Genomic DNA, 23,708 nt, shown 5'->3' with positions numbered 1-23,708 from the left:
GAACACCCCTCATGACCGACGTGGCCATCACGGCGAACGGGCTGCGCAAGTCCTACGGCGACAAGACCGTCCTCGACGGCATCGACCTGACCGTCCCGGAAGGAACGGTCTTCGCTCTGCTCGGCCCGAACGGCGCGGGCAAGACCACCGCCGTCAAGATCCTCTCCACGCTGATCTCCGCCGACGGCGGACAGGCCCAGGTCGCGGGCCACGACCTGGCCACCGCCCCGCAGGCCGTCCGCGCCGCCATCGGCGTCACCGGACAGTTCTCCGCCGTCGACGGCCTGATCACCGGCGAGGAGAACATGCTCCTCATGGCCGACCTGCACCACCTGCCCAAGCCCGAAGGACGCCGCCCCGCCGCCGAGTTGCTCGAACGCTTCGACCTCACCGACGCCGCCGGCAAACCCGCCTCCACCTACTCCGGCGGCATGAAACGCCGCCTCGACCTGGCCATGACCCTGGTCGGCAACCCCCGGATCATCTTCCTCGACGAACCCACCACCGGCCTGGACCCCCGCTCCCGCCACAACATGTGGCAGATCATCCGCGAACTCGTCACCACCGGCGTCACCGTCTTCCTCACCACCCAGTACCTCGAAGAAGCCGACGAACTCGCCGACCGCATCGCCGTCCTCCACCACGGCACCATCGCCGCCGAAGGCACCGCCGAAGAACTCAAACGCCTCATCCCCGGCGGCCACATCCGCCTCCGCTTCACCGACCCCACGAACCACCACAACGCCGCCACCGCACTGCCCGACGCCACCCGCGACGACGAAGCCCTCACCCTCCAACTCCCCAGCGACGGCAGCCAGCACGCCCTGCGCACCCTCCTGGACCACCTCGACACCACCGGCATCCACGCCGACGAACTCACCGTCCACACCCCCGACCTCGACGACGTCTTCTTCGCCCTCACCGACGTGCCCCACCCCACCAAGGAGACCGTCCGATGAGCACCCTCACCCTCGCCGTCCGCGACTCCACCACCATGCTGCGCCGCAACCTCCTGCACGCCCGCCGCTACCCCTCCCTGACCCTGAACCTGCTGCTCACCCCGGTCATGCTGCTGCTGCTCTTCGTCTACATCTTCGGCAACGTCATGAGCGCCGGCCTGGGCGGCGCCGACCGCTCCGAGTACATCGCCTACGTCGTCCCCGGCATCCTGCTCATGACCATCGGCAGCACCGTCATCGGGGCGGCCGTCTCCGTGGCCACCGACATGTCCGAGGGGATCATCGCCCGCTTCCGCACGATGGCCATCCACCGCGGGTCCGTACTCATCGGCCACGTCGTCGGCAGCGTCCTGCAGTCCATCGCCAGCGTCGTCCTGGTCGGCGCGGTCGCCGTCGCCATCGGCTTCCGCTCCACCGACGCCACCCTGCTGGAATGGCTCGCCGCGTTCGGACTGCTCGCCCTCTTCGCCCTGGCCCTCACCTGGATCGCCGTCGGGATGGGCATGGCCAGCCCCAACGCGGAGGCCGCCAGCAACAGCGCGATGCCGCTGATCCTCCTGCCCCTCATCTCCAGCGCGTTCACCCCGATCGACGAGATGCCGGGCTGGTTCCAGCCGATCGCCCAGTACCAGCCGTTCACGCCGGCGATCGAGACCCTGCGCGGGCTGCTGCTCGGTTCCGAGATCGGCTCCAACGGATGGCTCGCGGTGGCCTGGTCCGTCGCGCTCACCGCGCTCGGCTATCGCTGGTCGACGGCATCCTTCCGCCGCGACCCCAAGTAACGGCCCGCCCGCTGCGGCCTTTTCCCCGCCCGCCCCCTCAGTGGGTTGTCGCGCCTGATCCCCGGTGGTTGGCAGTGACGGCTGGGCACCTGTACAGCGCCGCGCCAACGATCGGCCCGAGCACGGTGCCGCACTCACCCCCCACCGGGGATCAGGCGCATGAGCTCACCGGAGGGGGCGGGGTCGTAGGGGTGGATGTTCTGGACGGTGCGGCATATTTGTGCGCACCATCCGGGCGGGGATGGGATGAGCAGGTGCTGGAAAGGCGCGTAAATATGCCAGTCCAGGACGTGCAGCCCCGGAGGCCCCGAACCCGGCCCACCCACCACGCGCGCCGGGGTCACTGACTTCACAGGGCACCCGGGAGGGCGGGCGGGGAAAAAACCCGGCAGCGCCGCAGGCTCACGCACCCGCCCCGCGGAACCCCGCGTTGTGGATGAGGACGCCCCCGTCCACCGGCAGCACCACCCCCGTCACCCACGCCGCGTCCCCCGACGCAAGGAACGCGACGGCCGACGCGATGTCGTCCGGCTCGCCGACCCGCCCGAGGGGATAGATCTCCGCGAGGCGGTCGAGGTCGTCCTCGCGCCCGTCCCACGCAGGCGTGCGAACCGTCCCGGGGGCGACGAGATTGACGCGGACACCGCGCGGCGCGGCATGCACCGCGAGGGTGCGGGTGAGCGACGCGAGGCCCGCCTTGGCGGCGCTGTAGGCGTGGTTGCCGAAGTTCATGTGCCCGTTGACGGAGCCGATGCTCACGATCGCGCCGCGCCCCCCGGCCTCCGCCAGGTACGGCAGGGCCGCCCGCGCGCAGCGCATCGCGCCGGTGAGGGTGATCTCGATGTCCTCGTACCAGTCCGCGTCGAGGAGGTCCTCGAAGAGCGGGGGGTCCACGTGGCACGCGTACGCGTTGTTGACCAGCACGTCGAGCCGCCCGAAGCGCTCGACGGCGCGGGCCATGGCCGCGTCGACCGCCTCCTGGTCCGCGACGTCGCAGGCGATCGCGTCGGCCACGCCGCCGCCGTCCGTCCGCTCGGTGAGCGCGGCAGCCGTGGCCGCCGCCCGCTCCCCGTCGAGGTCGGCGAGGAGGACCGCGGCGCCCTCGGACATCAGCCGCCGCGCGGTGGCCGCGCCGATGCCCTGGCCGCCTCCGGTGACGACGGCGACGTGTCCTTCGAACCTGCGCATGCGCGCGTCCTTCCGCCGCTCGGGGGGCGCCATTTCGTCCCGCGCCCCCTCTCGCCCCCCTACTCGCGCGTAGCGTAACGTGCACGCACACCAAAAGGGAGCGGAGAGGCACACCCATGGCGCTGGACGCGGACGTCGTCGTCGTCGGAGCGGGACTGGCCGGGCTGGTCGCCACCGCGGAGCTGGCCGACGCGGGCAGGAAGGTGATCCTGCTCGATCAGGAGCCGGAGTCCAACTTCGGGGGGCAGGCGTTCTGGTCGTTCGGCGGCCTCTTCCTCGTGGACTCGCCCGAGCAGCGCAGGATGCGCATCAAGGACGACCGCGAACTGGCCCTGCAGGACTGGATGGGCACCGCCGGCTTCGACCGCCCCGAGGACCACTGGCCCCGCAAGTGGGCCGAGGCGTACGTGGACTTCGCCGCCGGCGAGAAGCGCTCGTGGCTGCACGCGCAGGGCCTGCGCTTCTTCCCGCTCGTCGGCTGGGCGGAGCGCGGCGGCTACCTGGCCACCGGGCACGGCAATTCGGTGCCGCGCTTCCACATCACGTGGGGTACCGGCCCGGGCGTGGTGGCGCCGTTCGCGCGCCGTGTGCGGGAGGCCGTCGCCAAGGGCCTGGTGGAACTGCGCTTCCGGCACCGGGTGACGGCGCTGACGACGACCGACGGCGTCGTGGACGGTGTGGCGGGCGAGGTGCTGGTGGACAGCGACACCGAGCGCGGCAGGCCGAGTTCGCGGGAGGTCCGCTCGGAGTTCCGGCTCGGGACGCAGGCGGTGGTCGTCACGTCGGGCGGTATCGGCGGCAACCACGACCTGGTGCGCAAGGCATGGCCCGAGCGGCTGGGCACGCCGCCGCAAAAGCTGCTCTCCGGTGTCCCGGCGCACGTGGACGGCCTGATGCTGGGCATCGCCGAGCAGGCGGGCGGCCATCTGATCAACGGCGACCGGATGTGGCACTACACCGAGGGCATCGAGAACTGGAACCCGATCTGGGCCCGGCACGGCATACGTATCCTGCCCGGCCCGTCCTCGCTGTGGCTGGACGCGACGGGCAAGCGGCTGCCGGTGCCGCTGTTCCCCGGCTTCGACACGCTCGGCACGCTGGAGCACATCATGCGGACCGGCCACGAGTACACGTGGTTCGTCCTCACACAGAAGATCATCGAGAAGGAGTTCGCGCTGTCGGGCTCCGAGCAGAACCCGGACCTGACCGGCAAGAGCGTGCGCGAGGTGCTGCGCCGCGTGCTGCCGGGCGCACCCGGCCCGGTGGAGGCGTTCAAGGAGCACGGCGTGGACTTCGTCGTCGAGAGCGACCTGTCCGCCCTCGTGCGCGGGATGAACGCGGTCACCAAGGACGACCTGATCGACGAGACCGCGCTGCGCCGCGAGATCGTGGCCCGCGACCGGGAGATCACCAACACCTTCACCAAGGACCTCCAGGTCACCGCGATCCGCGGGGCCCGCAACTACCTCGGCGACAAGCTGAGCCGCACCGCGGCCCCGCACCGGCTGCTGGACCCGAAGGCAGGCCCCCTGATCGCGGTGCGGCTGAACATCCTGACCCGCAAGTCGCTCGGCGGCCTGGAGACCGATCTGGACAGCCGGGTGCTGCGGGCCGACGGGCAGCCGCTGCCGGGCCTGTACTCGGCGGGTGAGGCGGCGGGCTTCGGCGGCGGCGGGGTGCACGGCTACCGCTCGCTGGAGGGGACGTTCCTCGGCGGCTGCATCTTCTCCGGCCGCGTCGCGGGCCGCGCGGCGGCCGCGGCCACCGCCTGAGCGGCGGCCCGCCCCCCGCCCTGCCCGGTCGTACCGGTGTGCGACCCCGGTCCGGGGACGCCGCGCGCGGGAGGCACCATGGAGGGGAGCAAGAGCGGCGGCGCAAGGCGGGAGTACGGGCAGTGGTGGACGTCCTGGGTGCGGTGGCGGACGGTTTCGAACCGGTCCGGGAGGCTTTCGTCCGGAACTTCGAGGAGCGCGGGGAACTCGGCGCGGCGGTGACGGTGTACCGCGACGGCCGGAAGGTCGTGGACCTGTGGGCCGGCGCGGCAGACGCGGACGACGACGGGACCGGGGCCGCGTGGACGGAGGACACCGCGCAGGTGGTCCGCTCCGCGACCAAGGGTGTGGCCTCGGCGTGCCTGCTGCTGCTGCACCAGCGCGGGCAGCTCGATCTGGACGCCCCGGTCGGGACGTACTGGCCGGAGTTCAAGACGGCCGGCAAGGAGCGGGTGACCGTGCGCGACGCCCTCGCGCACCGCGCGGGCGTGCCGGCGCTGGACACCCCGCTCACCCCGGAGCAGGCGACGGACGGTGTCAGCGGCCCGCGGGCGCTCGCGGCGCAGGCGCCGTTCTGGGTGCCGGGGAGCGACCACGGCTACCACGCGATGACCTACAGCTGGCTGATAGGCGAGCTGGTGCTGCGCGCGAGCGGCGGCCGGTCGATCGGCCGCTACGTGGCGGAGGAGATCGCCCGTCCGCTGGGCCTGGACCTGTGGGTGGGGCTTCCGGCCGGGCAGGAGGCGCGCGTCGGCCGGATCGCCGCGATCCGGGCCCCGGAGGCGCCCCCGGCCGCGGGGCTGCGCGCGCGGCCGAAGCGCAGCGTCAGCGAGGCGTACGACGACCCCCGGTCGCTGACCCGGCAGGCGTTCGGCGCCATCGACCCGCTGCCGGACGAGAACGACCCCGCCTACCGTGCCGCGGAGCTCGCCGCGTCCGCGGGCATCGCCACCGCGCGCTCGCTGGCCCGCTTCTACGCCGCCCTGGTCGGCGGTCTGGAGGACGGCGGCCCCCGGCTGTTCGCCCCGGCGACGCTCACCTCGGCGCGCACGGCCGAGTCGGAGGGCCCCGACCGGGTCCTGGTGGTGAACACCCGCTTCGGCCTGGGCTACATGCTGCACGGCCCGTCCTCGCCGTTCCTGTCCCCCGGTTCCTTCGGGCATCCCGGCCGGGGCGGCTCGCTGGGCTTCGCCGACCCGGACGCCGGGATCGGTTTCGGCTACGTCACCAACGGCATGCAGAAGAACGTCACGGCCGACCCGCGCGCCCAGGCTCTGGTGCGGGCGGTACGGGAGTGCCTGCGCTGACGCGGGTCGCGGACGCCGTCACGAGTCGCCACGAGTTGCCCGGGCTCCGGGACCCGCGAACGATGGATGGGTGAGCGACGCCGCGTACCTCCGGTTTCCGCATGTCCACGGCGAACGGCTGTGCTTCGTCGCCGAGGACGACATCTGGGTCGCGCCCCTGGACGAGGGGCGCGCGTGGCGGGTGACGGCCGACCGGACCCGGGTGGGCCATCCCCGTTTCTCGCCGGACGGTTCGGTGATCGCCTTCAACAGCTGGCGCTCGCTGGACCCCGAGGTCCATCTCGCGCCGGTGGAGGGCGGGCAGGCGAGCCGGCTCACCTACTGGGGCAGCCCCGACACCCGGGTGCGGTCCTGGACACCGGACGGCCGGATCCTGGCGGTCTCCTCGCACGGCGAGCCGTTCTCGCACTACACGTGGGGTTACGCCGTCCGCGCCGACGGCGGCCCGGGCAGCCGGCTGCCGTGGGGGCCGGTGTCCGACATCGCCGTGCGGGACAGCGCCGCCGGGGAGCACCAGACGCTGCTGCTGTCGGCGACCGCGCCGCACGAGCCCGCCTCGTGGAAGCGGTACCGGGGCGGGGCGACGGGCCGGCTGTGGCTGCAGGGCGAACTGCTGGTGCCGGACATCGGCGGGCATCTGGAGTCCCCGATGTTCGTGGGCGAGCGGATCGCCTTCCTCAGCGACCACGAGGGCATCGGCAACCTCTACTCCTGCCGGCCCGACGGCACGGACGTGCGGCGCCACACCGACCACGCCGACTTCTACGCCCGCCACGCGGCCACCGACGGCCGGCGGGTGGTCTACCAGTGCGCCGGCGAACTGTGGATGGTCGACGGGCTGACCCCTGACTCGGCGCCGCGGCGCCTGGACGTCGATCTCGGCGGTACGCGGGCCGGGCGGCGCCCCTACCAGGTGCCGGCCGCCGCCTACCTGGACGGGCTGGCCGTGGACCGCACGGGCCGGGCGAGCGCGGTGTGCGTGCGGGGCAGCCTGTACTGGCTCACGCACCGCGACGGCCCCGCCCGCACCATCTCCGACGAGCCCGGCTCCCGGGTCCGGCTGCCGGCGATGCTGGGCGACACCGGCCGGATCGCCTTCGTCACGGACGCCGACGGCGAGGACGCGATCGAGATCGCGGCGCTGCCGGGCCGCCCGGCGGCGCTGGCCGTCGCCGAGATCGCCGACGAGGACGACGCCGTGGCGCAGGCGCTGCGGGCGGCCGAGGAGGCGGACGGGAACGCGCCGGCCGGTGCCGAGGAGGACGGGACGGCCGGTGAGGGCACGCGCGCCCCGTGCCGCAGCGGCGGCGCGCGCCTGGCCTGCGGGGAGATCGGCCGGGTGCAGGAACTCGTGCCCTCCCCCGACGGCGAGACGATGGCGGTCGCGGCCCACGACGGGCGGCTGCTGATGGTCTCCGCCGAGACGGGCGCGGTCACCGAACTCGTCCGCTCCGACAACGGTCCCGTGCGCGACCTGGCCTTCTCCCCGGACTCGGCGTGGATCGCCTGGTCCCAGCCGGTGGTCGGCCGCTCGCTGCGCAAGATCCGGATCGCCCGGCTGGCGCCGGACCCCGAGAGCGGCGAGCGCACGGTCATCGACGTCACCAACGGCCGGTTCGAGGACGAGCAGCCGGTCTTCACCCGTGACGGCCGCTATCTGGCCTTCCTGTCCTGGCGCGGCTTCGACCCGGTGTACGACGTGCACACCGGCGACCTGTCCTTCCCGCTCGGCTGCCGCCCGCACCTGGTGCCGCTCCACTCGGCGACACCGTCGCCCTTCGCGCTGCCCGTCGAGGGCCGGCCGGCCGGCGGCGGTCTCGACCCGACGGGCTTCGCCGAGGGCCCGCTGGCGGTGGAGGCCGCCGGGCTGCCGATGCGGGTGACGCCGTTCCCGGTGCCGGCCTCCAAGTACAGCTCGCTGGAGGCGGTGCGCGGCGGGCTGACGTGGCTGCGCTGGCCGATCTCGGGGGCGCTCGGCGAGACGTTCGTCAATCCGACCGACCCCTCGGCCCGGCCGACGCTGGAGTACTTCGGCCTGGCCAAGTCCAAGCGGGTCGAGCTGGTGCGGCACATGGACTGGTACCGGGTCAGCGGCGACGGCACGCAACTGGTGGTCTTCGACGAGGGCGAGCTGACGGTCGTGCCCGCCTACGAGCCGGGCGACCTGGACTCCACCGTCTACGTCGACATGCGGCGCGTGCTGCACGAGGCCGACCCGCCCGCCGAGTGGCGCCAGGCGTACGCGGAGGCCGGGCGGATCATCCGCGACTACTTCTGGGCCCCGGACATGTGCGGCATCGACTGGCCCGCGGTGCTCGACCAGTACCGCCCGCTGGTCGAACAGGTCTCCACGCCCGACGAGTTCGCCGATCTGCTGCGCGAGGTGCTGGGCGAGCTCGGCACCTCGCACGCGTACGTCGCCCCGGCCCGGCGCAACGAGGGGCCGCCGCACTACCAGCGGCCGATCGGGCTGCTGGGCGTCAACTTCGCCCACACCAAGGACGGCCGGTGGGTCGTCGGGCGCATCCTGCCCGGTGAGTCCTCGGATTCCAGGGCGCGTTCGCCGCTGGCCGGCACCGGCATCCTGGAGGGCGCGACGCTCACCCACGTCGACGGCCGCGCGGTGGACCCGGTCGCCGGTCCCGGACCGCTGCTGTCCGCGGCGGGCGGCACCACGGTGGAGCTGACGTTCACACCGCCCGGCGACGGTCCCCCGCGCCGGGTCGCGGTCGTGCCGCTGGTGGACGAGCGCCCGCTGCGCTACCAGGACTGGGTGGCCAAACGCCGCGCGGTGGTCCGGGAGTTGAGCGAGGGCACGTGCGGCTATCTGCACATTCCCGACCTCGGCGGCTCCGGCTGGGCGCAGTTCAACCGCGATCTGCGCATGGAGGTCGTGCGCCCGGCGCTCATCGTCGACGTGCGCGGGAACGCGGGCGGCAACATCAGCGACCTCGTGGTGGAGAGCCTGACCCGCAAGATCCTCGGCTGGGACTACATCCGCGACGCGCAACCGGTGAGCTACGCGGGCAACGCCCCGCGCGGACCGATCGTCGCGCTGGCCGACGAGGCGACCGCCTCCGACGGCGACATGATCACGGCGACGTTCCGGCTGCTGTCCATCGGCCCGGTGGTGGGCCACCGCACCTGGGGCGGCGTGGTCGGCATGACCGGGCGGCACCGGCTGGGCGACGGCACGATCATCACGGTGCCGATGAACGCGGCCTGGTTCGAGGCGTACGGCTGGTCGGTGGAGAACCACGGCGTGGAGCCGGACATCCCCTGCATCCGCACGCCGCTGGACTGGGCGGAGGGCCGGCGCACCGACCTGGAGGTGGCGGTGCAGACCGCGCTGGACCTGCTGGAGAAGCACCCCGCAGCCGTCCCGCCCGACCTGTCCGACCGCCCCGACCGCCGCCGCCCCCCGCTCCCCCCGCGCCCCTGAGCCCCGCCTCCGGCGGTGTTCGCGCCCCCCAAGTGGCCCCCGCCTGACGCCTGCGGCGTTCCGCTCCCGGCGCCATGCGCCAACGGCTTCCCGCTGACGTCGGCTTGGCCACCACGTCCCCGCTCGATCCGCCCATGCCGACCACGACCGTCCGAACCGAACAGCCCGCCCTCAGAGGCCAACGCCCCCACCGAGCCGGGCCGTTCCATGCGAACGCCGCCCTGCCGAAACCGGCTCGGCCGTCACACGGCGACCGGCGGACCCTGGCAGCGGGCCATGCCGTTCGAGCCGCAGCCTGTGCGGCGTCGACGAAACCCGCCGCGCACTCACCGCAACCACGAGCGCCGCAGGAGAACGGGCTGCCGCCGGCCCACCAACGGCGCCGCGCCGGGCGGGCCAACGCCCCGCATCGCCCGCCCCGCGGGCCGGGCACGGGAAGGGGCGCGCCCTCGCGGGCGCGCCCCTCGGCGTTCAGGCCTGAACCACGCGGGTCAGTGGTCCCGGTGCTGCCGCTCGTCCCGGATCGCGGACTGCTCGCGACCGGCGCCCTTCGGCGACGACTGCGGGGACTGCTTGCCGGACTGACCACCCTGGCCGGGCTGCCGCTGCTGCGTCCTGCCCTGCTCGCCCTGCTGGCGCCGCTGCTCGTCGGTCATGTCCTGGGACTTGTCCCGGGCCTGGCCGATGCGCTCCTGCGGGCGGTCCTGCTGGCGCTGCTGCCCGGCCTTGCTTCGCGTGGGGTCGTTCTTGCCCATGATCACTCCTTCGTGATGTGTGGACTGGGCCTCGACCAGGCTGACACGTCCGGACACGCTACGCATTTCGGACGAACGCGCAGCGTGAACGGTGCTGGTCAGAGCACCTTTTCGGACCGCGCGCGCTCATCGGCCGCACCGCCGGGGCCCACCAGCCCGTGCCGGATGCCGCCCGCCGCCGCGATCCTCGGCTCCAGGCGGCGCATTTCGCGCTGCCCGATCGCGCCGCCGATCAGCCCCGGCAGGTAACCGCGCACGGACTGCATGCCGCGCAGCCACCACTGGGCGTAGACGTGCGGCGAGCGGCGGGCGATGCCGTCCGCGATGCGCTCCACGGCCGGCTCCAGCGGGTACGTGCGGTTGGCCGGCCACGGCAGCCTGCGGCGGGCCGCGCGCATCACGTCGTCCTCGTCGGCGCCGCGCACCATGTCGGTGTCGGTCCAGCTCAGGTACCCCACGCCGACCTTCACACCCTTGACGCCCACCTCGGCGCGCAGGCAGTGCGCGAACGCCTCGACGCCCGCCTTGCTCGCGCAGTACGCGGTCATCAGCGGCGCCGGGGCGATCGCGGCGAGCGAGGCGATCTGGAGCAGGTAGCCGCGCGAGGCGATGAGCGCCGGCAGGAAGGCGCGTGCGGTGACGACGCCGCCCAGCAGATTGACCTGGATGACCCGGTCGAAGTCGGCCGCGTCCACGTCGAGGAACGGACCGCCGGTGGCCACACCGGCGTTCGCGACCACCGCGTCGACGCGTCCGTAGCGCTCCACGACCTCCTCGGCGACGCGCGCCATCGCCTCGCGATCGGTGACGTCGGCCGTCCAGTGCCCGGTGCCGGAACCGATCTCCGCGGCGACGGCCTTGAGTTCGTCCGGCTCCAGCCCGACGAGCGCCAGGCGGGCACCCCGCGCGGCGAGGGTGCGGGCGAGCAGCGCGCCGACCCCGCGGGCCGCGCCGGTCACCACCACGACCTGGCCGTTCAGCGACCTGCTCATGCCGACTCCTCCTTGAACTGCGCCTGCGGCCGCAGATGGTCCGTGATCAGGGTGCGGACGACGCCCGCGACCGCGGCGGGCGCCTCCAGCGGCGTCATGTGGCCGAGGCCCGGCAGCTCGGTCAGACCGGCGAAGTGGGAGAGCCGGGCGGCCAGCCCCCGGGCGTGCACCGGCGGGGTGAGCTTGTCGTCGGTGCCCACCAGCACGGCGGTCGGCACGCGCAGCGCCGCCACCCCCGCGTCCAGGTTCAGCCCGGCCAGCACCCGTCCCCACGCCGCGCGCTGCCTGCGCCCGCAGGCGTGCACGATCCGGGCCGTCGCCGCGACCAGTTCGGGGCTCGAATCCGGGCCGAGGATGCCGTACTTGAGGGCGGCCCGCGTCACCGCGGACTGCGGGCCCAGCGGCGCCGCGCTGATCAGCAGGAAGCGGTGGAAGCCGTCGCGCACCCGCTTGGCGCGCACCCGCGGCGGCAGCACCAGCGACTCGGCGAGCAGCCGCCCGCTGCCGGTACTGGCCAGCAGCACCGCGGCGGTACGGGACTGGATCGCCGGCCGGTCGCCGGCCGCCATCGCCGTCATGCCGCCCATGGAGTGCCCGACCAGCACCGCCTTCTCGTCGGCGGGGAGCACGGACTCCAGCACCGCGGTCAGGTCGTCGGCGAGCGCGTCGGTGCTGTAACCGTCGCGGTGCGGGGTCCCGCTGCGGCCGTGACCGCGCTGGTCGTACGCCACGACCCGGTACTCACCGGCCAGTTCGTGGATGAGCGGCGCCCAGAACCGGGTGTTGCAGGTCCAGCCGTGGATCAGCACGACGGTCGGTGCCGTGCCCGGCTCGGAGCCGTACTCCTCCACGTTGATCGAGGTGCCGTCGGCGGAGCGCACGAAGTGCGCGTGCCGTGCCTTGGGCAGGTCGAAGACGCCGCTGGTCACGAAGCCACCTCCACAGGGGCCGGGCGCTGCTCGGGGGCGCCGGCGGTCACGATCGTGTACTCGTCGAGTTGCACCCGGCGGGTGGCGCGCCGGAACTCGGCGGTCGTCCCCGGCCAGACGGTGGTGTTGCGGCCCTGGTCGTCCAGGTACCAGCTGACGCAGCCGCCGGTGTTCCACACGGTGCGGACCATGCGGCGCTGCACCTCCTCGTTCCACGACCGCACGGCCTCCGGCCTGGCGTCCAGCGCGGCGGCGCCGGTGGTGTCCAGGGCCCGCAGGTACTCGGCGATGTAATTGAGCGAGGACTCGATCATCAGGATCATCGAGCTGTTCCCGAGGCCGGTGTTGGGCCCGATGACGAACAGCAGGTTGGGGAAGCCGTCGACGCTGGAGCCGCGCAGCGCGGCCATCCCGTCCTTCCAGTGCTCGGCCAGCGTCCGCCCGTCGGCACCGAGGACCCGGTCGCCGATGGGCATGTCGGTGACGTGGAAGCCGGTGCCGAAGACGATGGCGTCGACCTCGCGCTCGGTGCCGTCGGCCATGACGATCGTCGAGCCGCGCACCTCCCTGAGCGCGGAGGCCACGACCTCCGTGTTGGGCCTGGTGAGCGCCGGGTAGTAGTCGTTGGACAGCAGGATGCGCTTGCAGCCGATCCGGTAGTCCGGGGTGAGCTTCGCGCGCAGGGCCGGGTCCTTGACCGCCTTGGCGAGGTGCGACATGGCGAGCCGCTGCACGCCGCCGAGCAGCGCCGGGCGCTTGGTGAAGGCGCCCACCTGCAACTCGCGCAGCAGCCAGAGCATTCCGCGCCGCGCCTTGGCGGTCGCCGGGACCTTGGCGTGCAGCCACCGCTCGGCCCGGGTGATGTCCCGGTCCATGCGCGGCATCACCCACGGCGGGGTCCGCTGCACCACGGTCAGGCTCTCCACCTCGGGCTGGATCGCCGGCACGATCTGGATGGCGGAGGCTCCGGTGCCGATCACGGCGACGCGCTTGCCCTTGATGTCGTAGTCGTGGTCCCACTGCGAGGAGTGGAAGACCGCGCCCGGGAAGGCGTCGAGCCCCGGAATGTCCGGCAGCCGGGGGTCGGACAGTGGGCCGCCCGCCGAGATCAGGACGTCGGCGGTCAGCTCGCCGCGCGAGGTGGCGACGTGCCAGTGCTTGGCCTCGGTGTCCCAGCGGGCCTGCCGGACCTCGGTGTCCAGCCGCAGATGGGGACGGAGGCCGAAGGTGTCGGCGACGCGCTCCAGATAGGCCCGGATGTGCGGCTGGCCGGAGAAGGTCCGCGGCCACTCCGGGTTCGGCGCGAACGAGAAGGAGTACAGGTGCGAGGGCACGTCGCAGGCGCACCCCGGATAGCTGTTGTCGCGCCAGGTGCCGCCGACGGAGTCGCGCCGCTCCAGCACGACGAAGTCGGTGATCCCCTCACGGCGCAGGCGCACGGCCGCGCCGAGGCCGCCAAAGCCGGATCCGATGACTGCCACCCGTACGTGTTCGCTGCGCTCGGCCATGCCGCCGCCTCTCGGTGCCGCCCTTGAGCCTGATCGCGCCAGTATTCACTGGCATGGTTCGGAGCGTAGACCAGAACGCGTTACCAGCGGTAGAGGTCCGACCGCGCGAGTTGCCCCACCGCACCGCATAGGCTGGCGGGCGTGGCAACGCACGAGCGCGAGTACCGGATGGACGAACTGGCCGAGGCCGCCGGAGTGCCCGTCCGCACCGTCCGCTTCTACCGGGAGCGCAAACTGCTGCCCGCCCCGCGCCGCGAGGGCCGCATCGCCTGGTACAACGAGCACCACCTCGCCCGGCTCCGCACGATCACCGCCCTGCTGGAACGCGGCCACACCCTCGGCGGCATCGCCGAGCTGATGGGCGCCTGGGAGAGCGGCCGCCACGACGTCGGCGAACTGCTGGGCCTGGACCCGGCCCTGAACACCCCCTGGTCGGAAGAGGAGCCACTGCGGCTGACCCCCGAGGGGCTGGCCGACTTCTACGGGGAGCAGGCCACCGCCGAGAACCTGGCCACCGCCCTGGACATCGGCTACATCGCCGTCGACGGGGACGACGTCGTGCACGTCAGCCGCCGCCTGCTGGAGGCCTCGTCCGCGCTGGTCAAGGAGGGCATCCCGCTCGCCGAGGTGCTGGCCGCCGGCCGCGACATGCGCCACCGCATGGACCTGCTCGCCGAGCTCTTCGTGCAACTCGCCCGCGCCCACGTCCTCCCCGACGCCGAGGCCGATCTCCAGGCCGGCGACACCACCCGCCTCACGGAGGCGATAGCCCGGCTGCGCCCCCTGGTGAAGGCCGTCGTCGAGGCGGAGCTCGCCCTGGCGATGGACCGCCGGCTGCGCGAGGAACTCAAGGGTTAGCCCACGCGCCGGCCCCCGGGAAAGCTACCGTTACCCAGAGTGACTGTCGCTTCACAGACGGGGGTTGACGTGACGGTGTCCAATGACAAGCGCTCCGTGAGCATGGCGATCTTCGGCGACCTCCTCAAGGCCCTCCGCGAGGGCAGGGGGGTCACCCTCGACGCACTGGCCGCGCACACGGGTTACTCGAAGTCCCTGGCCGTCAAGATCGAGTCCGGCGAACGCCTCGCGAGCAAGGCGTTCATCGACAAGGCGGAGGAACTGCTCGGCTCCGCCGGGGCCTTGCGGGCGGTGGCGCCGCACCTGTCCCGCGAGAAGCTGCCCGCGGGGTACGGCGAGTACGCGGACGAGGAGGCGCGGGCAACGTGTCTCGACGTGTACGACACCCACATGATCAACGGCCTGTTGCAGACCGAGGCATACATCCGCGCGATCTTCGACTGCCGCTGTCCGACTCTCGACCAGGAGGAGATCGACCGCTGGACCGAGGACCGCCTCGCCCGGCAGTCACTGCTCACCCGGAAGCCCACGTGCATGCTCTCCTTCGTCCTGGAGGAGTCGATCCTCCGCCGGCCCGTCGGCGGGAGCGTCGTGATGAGGGGGCAGCTCGAGCGCTTGATCGCCGCAGGTGAACGGCGGAATGTCCACATCCAGGTCATGCCGGCCAGGCTTGAGGAACATGCCGGATTCGCGGGCGCCTTCACGGTTCTCGAGAATCCTGAGCGCCGTCGGCTCGCCTACGCCGAAGGGCAACTGGGCGGTCTGCTCACCGACGACCCCGAAAGGGTCAGTCTGCTCCAGCAGCGCTATGGCATGATCCGATCGCAGGCCCTCAGGCCAGAGGAATCAGCGAAGCTGATCGAGCAGATTGCGGGCGAGCTGTGAACACACTCGTGTGGTTCAAATCCAGCTACAGCAGCAACGACGGCGGCCAGTGCATCGAAGTCGCCCTCGGCTGGCGCACGTCGACGTACAGCGGCGACGACGGCGGCGAGTGCGTCGAGGTCGCGGCCTGCCCGGCCGCCGTACACGTGCGGGACTCCAAGGACCGGAGCGGCCCCACGCTGACGTTCGCACCGGAGGCTTGGGCCGCGTTCGTCCCGTTCGCCGCAAGTAGCGCCGCCGAGGGGATAGTTACCAACCGGTAATCACCACGTCGGCCGCCGCTCACCCGGGCAGGCGAGTGTACGGGAGCATGACAACCCTCGAGCCCTTCAGCTTCAGACGCGCCGCCGTCACCGTGGCGATCGTGGCCGCCGGGATGACCGGCCTCGCGCTCCCCGCGTCCGCGCATGCCGTCGAGGCGCCCGTGCCCGCGGCGACCACGAAAGCCGCCGCGTCCGTCGACTACGACACCTGGCAGCGGGACGTCCGCGCGGTCATCGACCAGGCGCACACCTATGTGCAGGACCGCACGGCGAACTCCACCGGCGAGAAGCTCGCGATCGTGCTGGACATCGACAACACGTCGCTGGAGACCTACTTCGACTGGTGGTTCCCGCAGGCCGTCGCGCCGACCCGGGACCTGGCCCGCTACGCGGACGCCCGCGGCGTGGACATCTTCTTCGTCACGGCGCGGCCGGACTTCATCTACCCGGCCACGTACTACAACCTCGACCACGAGGGGTACCCGGTCGCGGGCCTGTACGGCCGCTCGATCCCGGATCTCTTCGCCGAGGTCGGCGCGTACAAGACGGCGCAGCGCGCCGCGATCGAGAAGCGCGGCTACACGATCATCGCGAACATCGGCAACAACACCACCGACCTGGTGGGCGGTCACGCCGAGCGGACGTTCAAGCTGCCGGACTACGACGGCGCGCTGGACTGAGGAAGGCCCCGCCTTCCGGCCGACGCCCGGGGAGCGACCGTTCCCCGGGCGTTCACCATGCCCTCATACCGATGCTTGGTGAGCGCTTTACCTGCGTCCTACCTTCGCGACGTCCGGTTCGCCTGAAGTAGACGAGGTATAAATGTCCCTCCGCCATGCAGTCGCCGCTCTGGCGGTCGTGCCCGCGCTGGCGGTCCCCGCGACCGCCCAGGCGGCCACGGACCACCATCACCACCACGTTCCGTCGCAGAAGAACCACTTCGACCTCCAGGCCCACCGCGGCGGCCTCGGCATGACCACCGAGGAGTCGCTGGAGGGCTTCGGCAAGGCGCTGCGCCTCGGGGTGAGCACCCTGGAGCTGGACACGCACGTCACCAAGGACGAGAAGGTCGTGGTCAACCACGACCGGCAGATCAGCGCCCAGAAGTGCAAGGACACCGCGCCGGTGACGCCGGGCGACCCGATGTACCCGTACGTCGGGAAGTACATCAAGGACCTGACCCTGGCGCAGATCAAGACCATGGACTGCGGCTACCAGCAGCTGCCCGGTTTCCCCGAGCAGGAGCAGGTCAAGGGCTTCCGCATGGTGGAGCTCAAGGACGTCCTGAACCTGGTCAAGAGCTACCGGGCCAACAAGGTCACGCTCAACATCGAGACCAAGGTGGAGGCCGGGGCCCCGACCCAGACCGCGCCGCGCGAGCTGTTCGTGCACCGTGTCTTCGAGGAGATCCACCGCTCGGGCATCGAGAATCAGGTCACCATCCAGTCCTTCGACTGGGGCGCGCTGAACGAGATGCACAAGCTCGCGCCGAAGTACCCGCTGGTGGCGCTCACCAACTTCGACTTCCTCCAGGTCGGCAAGCCCGGCGCCTCCCCGTGGCTCGGCGGCATCGACGCGGACGACTACGACGGCGACTTCGTGAAGGCCGCCGCGGCCATCCCCGGCGTCACGGCGCTCTCGCCGGTGTACGGCCTGCCGCAGAACGGCACCGTCGCCGACCCGAACTTCACGTTCTACGTCAACAAGAAGATGGTGGACGACGCCCACTGGCTCGGCCTGCGGGTCATCCCTTGGACCTGTGACGACCCCGCCACCATCAAGGCGCTGCTGGACATGAACATCGACGGCATCATCACGGACTACCCGAACCGGGTCCGCGACATCATGGCCGAGCGCGGCATGCGCCTGCCCCGCGCCTACAAGGCGCCCCGTCACTGACGCACCGTGCGTACGCCCCCGGGACCGCGCGGTCCCGGGGGCGTACGGCGTTCACATGGGCGACCCGGCGGGCTGCCCCTCGGCCACCGGCGCGTTCTCCTCGGGGTGGACGCACTTGTACAGGCACTGCGTGCGGGAGAGCGCGAAGACGCCGTAGGTGAGCGCGGCGAAGCCCAGCACCGCGGGCACCAGCCACAGTCCGGTCCGCGGCTGCTCCCCGTACAGGACGACCCCGAGGGCGAAGCCCACCACGGCGTCGCAGAGGGTCAGGGCGGGCTGGGAGGCGATGAGCGGGCCGCCCTGCATGGCGGTGCCGAGCAGGAAGAGGGAGAAGCCGCCCGTGGCGGCGAAGGCGTAGGTCTGCCAGGACAGCAACCAGGCCGCGATGCCCTGGTGGCCCAGGATGTCCATGGACGACTTGATCAGCGCGGCCGTCAGCGCGTTGCCCACGGCCGCCGCCGCGCCGAGGCAGGCCGCGCGGGTCAGCCCGAGGGGCCGTCGCAGCCCGGCCACCACCAGCGCCGCGCCGAGCCCGCCGACGATGAGCAGCGTCGGCACCCACCAGATCCCCGGCACCTGTTCGCGTCCTCCGGTGGGCGCCAGTGAGAACAGGAAGACGCCCAGGCCCACGGCGATGCACCCGACGCAGAGCCACGCCTTGTGCGAGAGGTCGACGTGGAAGACGGCCCCGCCGATCACCAGGGCCAGCGGCAGTTCGAGGATGAAGACCGGCTGCACGGTGGCCAGGGAGCCGGTGCCGAGGGCGAGTGCCTGGAAGACCGCGGCGCCGATGACCGCGAGGATGCCGGCCAGCCAGACCGGGGTGCGCAGCAGATCGCGCATGAGCCCGAGGCGCAGCGAGGTGGAGGCGGGGACCTTCAGTACCGCCTTCCGCTGCAGCACCGTCCCGAGCGCGTTGCTGCACGCCGCGATCACGGCGAAGAGGACCGACAGGATCATGTCGGCTGCACCACTTCCGTGCCTCCGCTGGTTCGACCTGGTCCGGCACGGGGCCGTGTACGCCCACGGCCCCCGGAGCTCACGAACCGTCGCCATCCATGACAGATCGGGAATCTCCGGTCAAAGGGTCAGTCTAACGTCGACAGCGCGGGCACCGCCCGGGCTCACAGGGCCGCGCGGCTGCCCGTGTCCACGGCCTGCGTGGCGGCCGCGGCGCGCCGCGCGTCGTCGCGGACCTCGTCGGCGGTGAGGACGTAGCCCGTGGTGGAGTCCGTGGTCGAGCGGGCGAAGACGACGCCGTAGACCTGGCCCGTGGTGTCCAGCAACGGGCCGCCGGAGTTGCCGGGGCGCACGACCGAGCGCACCTGGTAGATGTCGCGGGTGACGATGCCGTCCCCGTAGATGTCCTGGCCGGTGGCGCGGATGCGGCCGGCCACGGTCGCCGCCCGCAGGTCCAGGCCGCCGTCCTCGGGGTATCCGGCCACGACCGCGCCGTCGCCGCGCTCGGCGGCGTCGGTGAAGTCCAGGGTGGGGGCGCGCAGCCCGGGCACGTTGAGGACCGCGACGTCCTTGCCCGGGTCGAAGAGCACGACCGTGGCCCGGTACGCGCGCCCGGCGCCGCCGATCTGGACGGCGGGGCTGTCGACGCCCGCGACGACGTGGGCGTTGGTCATGACGTGCTCGTCGGCGTAGACGAAGCCGGTGCCCTCCTGGCCCTGGCGGCGGCCGTCCACGAAGGCGATGCCCTCGATCTTCACCGTGCTGCGGGCGGCGGCCCGCGAGGCGGCGCCGGTGACGCTGTCGCCGGACGGCGCGGGCACCCCGTTGACGGGCTCGGACTCGAAGGGGTTGAAGACCTGCGGGAAGCCCGCCTGGGCCAGGGCGCTGGACGCACTGCTGAACCAGCTGGGCGCCTGCCGCGGCATGGTGTCCTGGACCGCGCCGAGCACCGCGGAGCCGCGGATGGACTGGGCGAGCACGCTGGAGGAGGCGGTCACCAGGACGCTCGCGGCGACCCAGGCGACCAGCAGCACCGCCACCGCGTTCGCCGCGGCCCCGCCGACGCCGTCGAGCCAGCGCAGCGGCCCCCAGTCCAGTCCGGTGCGCACCTTCCAGGCGACCCCGGAGGCGACGGCGTGGCCCGCGGCCGCCGGGATGAGGACGGTGAGCAGGGCGACGAGCGTGGCGCGGGGGGTGCCCGGCTCCACGTACTGGAGCACGTACGGCAGCAGCCACACGCCGATCACGGCGCCACCGAGGAAGCCCGCGAGCGAGATGGTGCCCGCGACCAGTCCGCGCCGGTAACCGGCGACCGCGTAGGCGACCGTCAGCACGAGCAGCAGCAGGTCGAGCAGGTTCAACCGAGAGGCCTTTCCCCGAAACCGTATGGACCCGTAAAAACGCACATTAACCGACCATCGGTTCCCTTTTGTGTCGCACCGCACGCACTCTCTGCCCGAAAAGCCATACGAACGGCCCGGTTCCGGCCCCCGCAGATGTTCTACGGAGGCCGTCACCGGGCCGTTCATCGCGCCGTACCCCGTCCCCACGGGTGGGCGCGCACGGGACCGTCCCACCGCTCAGGGGAGGTCCCGCGGCACAGCGGCGCGCGACGTCACATGTGCACGACGGGTGCCGCGCCGGCGTCCTGCCGCGGCGCCCCGCGCCGGTAGAGCAGGAAGCTGATCACCAGGCCGGCCGCGAAGAAGGCCGCCGCCCACCAGTAGGCGGTCGAGTAGCTCTCCAGCGCGGCGTTCGCCTTCACCAGCGGGTCGGCCGGGTCCTTGCCGGCGATGTACTCCGTGGCGGCGCTCGTGGCGAGGGTGTTGAGCAGGGCGGTGCCGATCGAGCCGCCGATCTGCTGCATGGCGTTGACGGCGGCGGACGCGACGCCCGCGTCCTCGGCGCCGACGCCGGTGGTGGCCAGGTTCATGGCGGGCGGGAAGATCAGGCCCATACCGAGACCGATCACCAGCAGGGGCGGCAGGACCTCGGTGGCGTAGCCGCTGTGCAGGCCGAGCCCGGTCAGCCAGACCAGACCGGCGGCGGCCAGGCCGAAGCCCACCGGGACCACCGGCTTGGGGCCGATGCGGGGCACCAGCACGACGGTGGCGACCTGGGCGCCCACCATCAGCGCGGCGACCAGCGGCAGGAAGGCCAGGCCGGTCCTGACCGCGGAGAAGCCGAGGGTGAGCCGCAGGTAGTAGGTCAGGAAGAGGAAGACCGCGAACATGCCGGCGCTGGAGACCAGCGAGGCGGCGAAGGACGCGCCGCGGTTGCGGTCGAGCAGCACGCGCAGCGGCAGCAGCGGGTGCGCGGCCCGGGTCTGCCACCAGGTGAAGGCGGTCAGCAGCAGCCCGCCGGCGACCAGGTAGCCCCAGGTCTGCGGGGAGCTCCAGTCGTGGCTCTCGGCGTTGGAGAAGCCGTAGACCAGGGCGAACAGACCGGTGGTGACCAGCAGCGTGCCGGGCAGGTCGATGGAGGCGCCGGGACGGCGGCGGGCACGCTGCAGCAGGGCCATGCCGCCGAGGAAGGCGACGACGGCGAAGGCCAGGTTGACGTACAGGGTCCAGCGCCAGTTCAGGTACTCGGTGAGGACGCCGCCGAGCAGCAGGCCGACGGCCGCGCCCGATCCGGCGATGGCGCCGTAGATGCCGAAGGCGCGGGCGCGTTCCTTGGGCTCGGTGAAGGTCGTCGTCAGCAGCGACAGCGCGGCGGGCGCCAGCAGGGCGCCGAATCCGCCCTGCAGGGCGCGGGCGGTGACCAGCATCTCGAAGCTGCCTGCCGCGCCGCCGAGCGCGGAGGCCGCCGCGAAGCCGACGACCCCGACGAGGAAGGCGGTCTTGCGGCCGAAGAGGTCGGCGATCCGGCCGCCGAGCAGCAGCAGGCTGCCGAAGGCGAGGGCGTACGCGGTGACGATCCACTGCCGGTTGCCGTCGGTGAAGCCGAGGTCGGCCTGGGCGGAGGGCAGGGCGATGTTCACGATGGTCGCGTCCAGCACGACCATCAGCTGGGCGACACCGATGACGGCCAGGACCCACCAGCGCCTGGCGTGGCCGTCGTGGTCGTGGCCCGCCCCCTCGACGGGGGGTGCGGCGACGCCGGCGCGGGGCTCGGCGGTGCTCTGGGACATGGGGACGTGCTCCCGTCGTTCGGAAGAGGCGTTGGACAGGCGTGGGCAGGCGTGGGCAGGCGGTCACGAGGTACGATCGATACGAAACCGTTTCGTACGCTTAGAGCCTAGGCCCCGACCCATCGAAACGCAAGAGTTTCGATCGCACGGCCGCGACACGCTGCCTAGAGTGGGTGCCGAGCGAACGAGGAGGTGCGTGCCGTGGCCGACCAGCACACGGGAGATCGCCCGGAACAGGCGATACTGCAACGGATCAGCGCGATGGTCTCCGACGAGCGGACGCTGCGCGAACTGCTCGCCGCGGGAAGCATCGACGGCGAGACCGAGCGGGACCGGCTCGAAGTACTGGAGCGCGAACTCGACCAGTGCTGGGACCTGTTGCGCCAGCGCCGCGCCAAGACCGAGATCGGGGAGGACCCGGGCCAGGCCCGCGTGCGGCCCTCCGGCACGGTGGAGGGCTACCAGTCGTGAGCACCCCGACGATCACCGACTCCCCGGGGACCCGCCGCTACGAGGCGCACATGGAAGGGAAACTGGCCGGATTCTCGGCGTACATCCGCACGCCCGAGATGATCGCCTTCCTGCACACCGAGGTGGACCCGGAGTTCGAGGGCCGCGGCGTGGGCTCCGCGCTCGCCCGGCAGGCGCTGGACGAGGCCCGGGAGCGCGGGCAGAGCGTACTGGCGGCGTGCCCCTTCATCGCGGGCTGGATCGCCCACCACCCGGACTACCAGGACCTGGAGTACACGCCCCGCAGCGTCGTCAGCGACTGAGGCCGGCCGCCGCGGCCCGCCGGATCAGCGGCGGAAGCCCAGGGCCGGCAGCACGACCGCGTCGATGTAGCGGTGCATGAACGCCGCGTCGACCTCCACGTCCTCCAGCAGGCGCCGGGTGATGACGGCGCCCAGCATCATGTGCGGCATGAAGTCGGCCGCCGGGTTGTCCTGGGGGATCTCGCCGCGGTCGGCGGCCCGGGTCAGCAACTGCCGCAGCCCGGCCAGCTCGGGGTCGATGAGGTGCTCGCGCATCGCCTCGGCGAGGTCGGGACTGGTGGCGGAGGCGTGCGACAGCCCTCTGATCAGCGAGGTGTCCACCTCGGAGCCGTCGCCGAACCCGGCGGCCATCGCGTGCAGATCGCCGTCGAGGGAACCGGTGTCGACCGGTGCGTGCGCGGGCTTGGTGCAGCGCAGCGCGGTGACCACCAGCTCCGGCTTGCTCTTCCACTGCCGGTAGAGGGTGGCCTTGCTGGACCGGGTGCGGGAGGCGACCGCGTCCATGGTCAGCGCCTCGTAGCCGACCTCACGGAGCAGTTCGATCACCGCCTCGTAGAGCTCCTGCTCCCGCTCGGGCGTCAGGCGGGTGCGCCGCGCCGGGACGCTCGCGTCCGTGGTCATCTCGACTCTCCGTCTCTCGTCCCCTGCGAAACGGTTTCGTATCCAACGACAATATGGCACCGCCCACCGAAACCGAAACGTTTCGATGGGCGGTGGGGAACGTCCGGGCGGGTGTTCAGGCCAGGGACGCGGTGAGGGTGATCGCGGTGCCCGCGAGCGCCTGGCTCACCGGGCAGTTCGCCTTGGCGTCCTCGGCCGCCTTGATGAACTCGGCCTCGTCCAGGCCGGGGACCTCGCCGACCACGGTCAGGTGGATGCCGGTGATGCCGGTGCCGGGCTTGAAGGTGACGTCGGCCTGCGTACGCAGCTGCGTCGGCGGGGTCTTGGCCCGGGACAGGCCGGCGGACAGGGCCATCGAGAAGCAGCTGGAGTGCGCGGCGGCGATGAGCTCCTCCGGGCTGGTCTTCCCGCCCGGCTCCTGCGAGCGGGCGACCCACGTGACCGGGTACTCGCCGATCCCGGAGGAGTCGAGGGTGACGACCCCACTGCCCTCGATGAGGGAGCCGTCCCACACGGTGTGGGCGACGCGCGTCGTCTCGCTGGGCGTGGTCATGGTGGATCCTTCCGGTTCGTGGCTCGGTCCGCCCGGCACGTACGGCGTTCCGGGGCACCGGCCTGCGGCGCGTCCAAGTCTCCACCACCGGCCGCCGCTTCGCGACGTGATCCCCGGCCGTTCCGCGGG

General features: G+C 72.4%; 22 protein-coding genes. 12 read left to right on the top strand and 10 right to left on the bottom strand.

Annotated elements, in window-relative coordinates:
* Positions 1-11 precede the first annotated feature (11 nt).
* Together ACFYXS_RS36985 and ACFYXS_RS36980 are read left to right on the top strand one after the other, a co-directional pair.
* Positions 12-959, top strand: coding sequence for an ATP-binding cassette domain-containing protein (locus ACFYXS_RS36985; protein WP_389256171.1), 948 nt, complete (start codon positions 12-14; stop codon positions 957-959).
* Positions 956-1,741 (top strand): ABC transporter permease, encoded by a 786-nt coding sequence (locus ACFYXS_RS36980; RefSeq protein ID WP_389256170.1) that lies wholly within the window; start codon positions 956-958, stop codon positions 1,739-1,741. The genes ACFYXS_RS36985 and ACFYXS_RS36980 overlap by 4 nt, the downstream gene beginning before the upstream one ends.
* Before the next feature lie 402 nt (positions 1,742-2,143).
* Here ACFYXS_RS36980 and ACFYXS_RS36975 read toward each other — a convergent pair whose 3' ends face one another.
* On the bottom strand, positions 2,144-2,929 hold the full coding sequence (locus tag ACFYXS_RS36975; RefSeq protein WP_389256169.1) for an SDR family NAD(P)-dependent oxidoreductase: 786 nt from the start codon (positions 2,927-2,929) through the stop codon (positions 2,144-2,146).
* A gap of 116 nt (positions 2,930-3,045) precedes the next feature.
* Between ACFYXS_RS36975 and ACFYXS_RS36970 the strand changes: the two genes are divergently transcribed.
* The 3 genes from ACFYXS_RS36970 to ACFYXS_RS36960 all read left to right on the top strand — a co-directional run bounded on the left by ACFYXS_RS36970 (position 3,046) and on the right by ACFYXS_RS36960 (position 9,450).
* On the top strand, positions 3,046-4,701 hold the full coding sequence (locus ACFYXS_RS36970) for an FAD-binding dehydrogenase (protein WP_389256168.1): 1,656 nt from the start codon (positions 3,046-3,048) through the stop codon (positions 4,699-4,701).
* 122 nt (positions 4,702-4,823) lie between these two features.
* Positions 4,824-6,008: a serine hydrolase domain-containing protein gene (locus ACFYXS_RS36965; RefSeq protein WP_389256167.1), complete on the top strand. Its 1,185-nt coding sequence runs from the start codon at positions 4,824-4,826 to the stop codon at positions 6,006-6,008.
* 70 nt (positions 6,009-6,078) lie between these two features.
* Positions 6,079-9,450 (top strand): S41 family peptidase, encoded by a 3,372-nt coding sequence (locus ACFYXS_RS36960; protein ID WP_389256166.1) that lies wholly within the window; start codon positions 6,079-6,081, stop codon positions 9,448-9,450.
* Between the two features lie 491 nt (positions 9,451-9,941).
* Here ACFYXS_RS36960 and ACFYXS_RS36955 read toward each other — a convergent pair whose 3' ends face one another.
* The 4 genes from ACFYXS_RS36955 to ACFYXS_RS36940 all read right to left on the bottom strand — a co-directional run bounded on the left by ACFYXS_RS36955 (position 9,942) and on the right by ACFYXS_RS36940 (position 13,634).
* Entirely contained in the window at positions 9,942-10,205 is a 264-nt protein-coding gene (locus ACFYXS_RS36955; protein ID WP_389256165.1) for a hypothetical protein, read from the bottom strand.
* Between the two features lie 98 nt (positions 10,206-10,303).
* Entirely contained in the window at positions 10,304-11,197 is an 894-nt protein-coding gene (locus tag ACFYXS_RS36950) for an SDR family oxidoreductase (protein WP_389256164.1), read from the bottom strand.
* Positions 11,194-12,126, bottom strand: a complete 933-nt coding sequence (locus ACFYXS_RS36945; RefSeq protein WP_389256163.1) for an alpha/beta fold hydrolase — start codon at positions 12,124-12,126, stop codon at positions 11,194-11,196. Before ACFYXS_RS36945 ends, ACFYXS_RS36950 begins: the two co-directional genes overlap by 4 nt.
* Positions 12,123-13,634 carry a flavin-containing monooxygenase gene (locus tag ACFYXS_RS36940; RefSeq protein WP_389256162.1) on the bottom strand — a complete coding sequence of 504 codons (1,512 nt, stop codon included), beginning with the start codon at positions 13,632-13,634 and terminating at the stop codon, positions 12,123-12,125. The genes ACFYXS_RS36945 and ACFYXS_RS36940 overlap by 4 nt, the downstream gene beginning before the upstream one ends.
* Positions 13,635-13,802: 168 nt before the next feature.
* Here ACFYXS_RS36940 and ACFYXS_RS36935 point away from each other — a divergent pair, with 168 nt between their 5' ends.
* The 5 genes from ACFYXS_RS36935 to ACFYXS_RS36915 all read left to right on the top strand — a co-directional run bounded on the left by ACFYXS_RS36935 (position 13,803) and on the right by ACFYXS_RS36915 (position 17,539).
* Positions 13,803-14,492, top strand: coding sequence for a MerR family transcriptional regulator (locus ACFYXS_RS36935; RefSeq protein ID WP_389256240.1), 690 nt, complete (start codon positions 13,803-13,805; stop codon positions 14,490-14,492).
* A gap of 69 nt (positions 14,493-14,561) precedes the next feature.
* Positions 14,562-15,377: a helix-turn-helix domain-containing protein gene (locus ACFYXS_RS36930; protein WP_389256161.1), complete on the top strand. Its 816-nt coding sequence runs from the start codon at positions 14,562-14,564 to the stop codon at positions 15,375-15,377.
* A complete protein-coding gene (locus ACFYXS_RS36925) occupies positions 15,374-15,640 on the top strand; it encodes a DUF397 domain-containing protein (protein WP_389256160.1) in 267 nt (88 codons plus the stop codon). Before ACFYXS_RS36930 ends, ACFYXS_RS36925 begins: the two co-directional genes overlap by 4 nt.
* A gap of 47 nt (positions 15,641-15,687) precedes the next feature.
* Positions 15,688-16,320, top strand: coding sequence for an HAD family acid phosphatase (locus tag ACFYXS_RS36920; protein ID WP_389256159.1), 633 nt, complete (start codon positions 15,688-15,690; stop codon positions 16,318-16,320).
* A 142-nt stretch (positions 16,321-16,462) separates the two neighbouring features.
* Positions 16,463-17,539 carry a glycerophosphodiester phosphodiesterase family protein gene (locus ACFYXS_RS36915; protein WP_389256158.1) on the top strand — a complete coding sequence of 359 codons (1,077 nt, stop codon included), beginning with the start codon at positions 16,463-16,465 and terminating at the stop codon, positions 17,537-17,539.
* Between the two features lie 51 nt (positions 17,540-17,590).
* On the opposite strand, the gene ACFYXS_RS36910 is transcribed toward ACFYXS_RS36915, so the two are convergent.
* The 3 genes from ACFYXS_RS36910 to ACFYXS_RS36900 form a co-directional block, all read right to left on the bottom strand.
* Complete coding sequence (locus ACFYXS_RS36910) at positions 17,591-18,499, bottom strand: DMT family transporter (RefSeq protein ID WP_389256157.1); 909 nt, start codon at positions 18,497-18,499, stop codon at positions 17,591-17,593.
* 164 nt (positions 18,500-18,663) lie between these two features.
* On the bottom strand, positions 18,664-19,860 hold the full coding sequence (locus ACFYXS_RS36905) for a MarP family serine protease (protein WP_389256156.1): 1,197 nt from the start codon (positions 19,858-19,860) through the stop codon (positions 18,664-18,666).
* 254 nt (positions 19,861-20,114) lie between these two features.
* Entirely contained in the window at positions 20,115-21,632 is a 1,518-nt protein-coding gene (locus ACFYXS_RS36900) for an MFS transporter (RefSeq protein WP_389256155.1), read from the bottom strand.
* 201 nt (positions 21,633-21,833) lie between these two features.
* On the opposite strand from ACFYXS_RS36900, the gene ACFYXS_RS36895 reads away from it, so the two are divergent.
* Positions 21,834-22,103, top strand: a complete 270-nt coding sequence (locus tag ACFYXS_RS36895; protein WP_389256154.1) for a DUF2630 family protein — start codon at positions 21,834-21,836, stop codon at positions 22,101-22,103.
* Entirely contained in the window at positions 22,100-22,405 is a 306-nt protein-coding gene (locus ACFYXS_RS36890; protein ID WP_389256153.1) for a GNAT family N-acetyltransferase, read from the top strand. The genes ACFYXS_RS36895 and ACFYXS_RS36890 overlap by 4 nt, the downstream gene beginning before the upstream one ends.
* A 24-nt stretch (positions 22,406-22,429) precedes the next feature.
* Here the strand turns inward: ACFYXS_RS36890 and ACFYXS_RS36885 are convergent, their stop codons facing one another.
* Complete coding sequence (locus tag ACFYXS_RS36885) at positions 22,430-23,026, bottom strand: TetR/AcrR family transcriptional regulator (RefSeq protein WP_389256152.1); 597 nt, start codon at positions 23,024-23,026, stop codon at positions 22,430-22,432.
* 115 nt (positions 23,027-23,141) lie between these two features.
* Complete coding sequence (locus ACFYXS_RS36880; protein WP_384282053.1) at positions 23,142-23,579, bottom strand: OsmC family protein; 438 nt, start codon at positions 23,577-23,579, stop codon at positions 23,142-23,144.
* Positions 23,580-23,708: the final 129 nt, after the last annotated feature.

Source organism: Streptomyces sp. NPDC002574, assembly GCF_042889545.1.
Taxonomy (GTDB): domain Bacteria; phylum Actinomycetota; class Actinomycetes; order Streptomycetales; family Streptomycetaceae; genus Actinacidiphila.
This window is presented reverse-complemented; position numbering and strand designations above follow the sequence as displayed.

Coding starts and splice junctions, on each gene's coding strand:
- ACFYXS_RS36880 (WP_384282053.1), bottom strand. CDS start 23,579: ATGACCACGCCCAGCGAGACGACGCGCGTCGCCCACACCGTGTGGGAC.
- ACFYXS_RS36920 (WP_389256159.1), top strand. CDS start 15,688: ATGACAACCCTCGAGCCCTTCAGCTTCAGACGCGCCGCCGTCACCGTG.
- ACFYXS_RS36915 (WP_389256158.1), top strand. CDS start 16,463: ATGTCCCTCCGCCATGCAGTCGCCGCTCTGGCGGTCGTGCCCGCGCTG.
- ACFYXS_RS36885 (WP_389256152.1), bottom strand. CDS start 23,026: ATGACCACGGACGCGAGCGTCCCGGCGCGGCGCACCCGCCTGACGCCC.
- ACFYXS_RS36935 (WP_389256240.1), top strand. CDS start 13,803: ATGGACGAACTGGCCGAGGCCGCCGGAGTGCCCGTCCGCACCGTCCGC.
- ACFYXS_RS36900 (WP_389256155.1), bottom strand. CDS start 21,632: ATGTCCCAGAGCACCGCCGAGCCCCGCGCCGGCGTCGCCGCACCCCCC.
- ACFYXS_RS36985 (WP_389256171.1), top strand. CDS start 12: ATGACCGACGTGGCCATCACGGCGAACGGGCTGCGCAAGTCCTACGGC.
- ACFYXS_RS36950 (WP_389256164.1), bottom strand. CDS start 11,197: ATGAGCAGGTCGCTGAACGGCCAGGTCGTGGTGGTGACCGGCGCGGCC.
- ACFYXS_RS36975 (WP_389256169.1), bottom strand. CDS start 2,929: ATGCGCAGGTTCGAAGGACACGTCGCCGTCGTCACCGGAGGCGGCCAG.
- ACFYXS_RS36955 (WP_389256165.1), bottom strand. CDS start 10,205: ATGGGCAAGAACGACCCCACGCGAAGCAAGGCCGGGCAGCAGCGCCAG.
- ACFYXS_RS36980 (WP_389256170.1), top strand. CDS start 956: ATGAGCACCCTCACCCTCGCCGTCCGCGACTCCACCACCATGCTGCGC.
- ACFYXS_RS36910 (WP_389256157.1), bottom strand. CDS start 18,499: ATGATCCTGTCGGTCCTCTTCGCCGTGATCGCGGCGTGCAGCAACGCG.
- ACFYXS_RS36940 (WP_389256162.1), bottom strand. CDS start 13,634: ATGGCCGAGCGCAGCGAACACGTACGGGTGGCAGTCATCGGATCCGGC.
- ACFYXS_RS36970 (WP_389256168.1), top strand. CDS start 3,046: ATGGCGCTGGACGCGGACGTCGTCGTCGTCGGAGCGGGACTGGCCGGG.